We start from the raw sequence: 1,756 nt of genomic DNA on the forward strand, positions 1-1,756 counted from the left end.
CGCTGCTACGCCAAGGCTCACGTCAAGCCCGTTTCGGCCCATAGGGTCACGATCGACTGACGCGGGAAGGGCGGCGCGAAGGCGCCACCCCATCAATGAGAGCCGCTGCGCGGCTCACCTGATTTTCTGAATGGGGGAAAGATCGGCCGCCGGTCTCTCCCCCGCAACAGCCAAAACCGGTCTCCCCGTACTTCCGCAGGCCGACCAGGCGGCGATGCCGCTTTGGTGGCCTTTGTGCAGCACCAGACATTTGCACGGATTGAGCGCGTACCGCGCAGGATCCGCGCAAATGCCAGTCCCTTCGGGCGGGTGATCCCCCTCCGGTTTTGACTGTTGCCCCCCTCTCTCCGGTCGGTTCGCCGACTGCTCGGGAGCAGGAGCGGGGCTCCTGCCCCTGCGGGAACAGGAAAAAAGGAAAAACCGAAATGGCTAAAATCTCAAAATCAGCAAAAAACGAAACACCACGCGCAGATGTGTATGAGCGTATCACCGCGAAAATTATCGAGCAGATGGAGCAGGGCGTGCGCCCTTGGATGCAGCCGTGGGGAAATGGCACGTCACCTTGCCGACCATTGCGCCACAACAGCATCCGCTATCAGGGCATAAATACCTTGTTGCTTTGGATGGAAGCCGCCGAAAAAGGCTATAATTCGGCCTACTGGATGACATACAAGCAAGTGCAGGAGCTTGGCGGGCAGGTGGTCAAAGGCTCTAAATCCGCCCTTGTCGTTTACGCGGGTGCAATCGAAAAAGAGCAGGAAACCCCAAGCGGCGAAACCGTCGAAACGCGCATCCCTTTCATGAAGGGTTATAGCGTTTTTAACGCCGACCAGATCGAGAACCTGCCGGAACATTTCTATTTTATGCCGGAGAAAAACACCGAGCCAAAGCAGCGCATCGCAGAGGCCGAAGCGTTTTTCGGCAACTTGAAAGCCGATGTGCGAGAAGGCGGAAATCAAGCCTATTATTCGCCCGTCACCGATCACATTCAGATGCCGCCATTCGATTCATTCGTTTCGGCAGAAGCACACGCGGCCATTCTGGCGCATGAATTCACGCATTGGACAGCAGCCAAAAACAGGCTTGATCGTGACCTGTCGCGCTATCACAGAGACAAAGAAGATCGCGCGCGCGAGGAATTAATTGCAGAATTGGGAAGCGTGTTTCTTGCCGCCGATCTTGGCATTGGAATCACACCCCGCGAAGATCACGTAGCCTATTTGCAGTCATGGCTGGCCGTGCTGAAAAATGACAAACGCGCCATCTTTCAGGCGGCTTCACACGCCGAACGCGCCGTATCGTTCATGCATGGCTTGCAGCCCAATGCCAGCCACGATCAGCAGCAGGAAGCCGCATAAATGCGGAAAAATCGGCCGCTCTTGCTTACGGCAAGAGCGGTTCGACGTCTGGCAAAAAGGGCGCTCCAATCTGTTTTTGCCATATGCGAATGCTATTCCGCCCCGCCCCCTTTGCGTCATACAAGGCGAGATCCGCCGCGCGGAAAAGTGCTTCGCGAAACACAGTCAGATCGAGATCGCGCGCGATCTTGGACGTGCCGGAAATGCCAATGCTGACGGTCAGGTTTTCGCAAGGGCGGGATTCATATGTGATCGCGCGCGCGGAAATCGCGCGCTGAATGGTAGCGCAGACATGCTGCGCACCAGCCAGATCAGTATCTGGCAAGATCACAATGAATTCCTCCCCGCCGAAGCGCGCACCACAATCGCCCGGCCTGCGGATCGATTGTTGTATGACC

Annotated in this window: 2 protein-coding genes; one reads left to right on the forward strand and one right to left on the reverse strand. The window is 56.7% G+C overall.

Annotated elements, in window-relative coordinates; genetic code table 11:
• Positions 1 to 425 precede the first annotated feature (425 nt).
• A complete protein-coding gene (locus JNC80_RS19875) occupies positions 426 to 1,358 on the forward strand; it encodes an ArdC family protein (RefSeq protein ID WP_289634350.1) in 933 nt (310 codons plus the stop codon).
• A gap of 25 nt (positions 1,359 to 1,383) precedes the next feature.
• Here the strand turns inward: JNC80_RS19875 and JNC80_RS19880 are convergent.
• On the reverse strand, positions 1,384 to 1,756 hold a 373-nt coding region (locus tag JNC80_RS19880; protein WP_376711406.1), incomplete at its 5' end, for a GGDEF domain-containing protein.

The organism is Pseudochrobactrum lubricantis, from assembly GCF_041929865.1.
Lineage (GTDB): Bacteria > Pseudomonadota > Alphaproteobacteria > Rhizobiales > Rhizobiaceae > Pseudochrobactrum > Pseudochrobactrum saccharolyticum.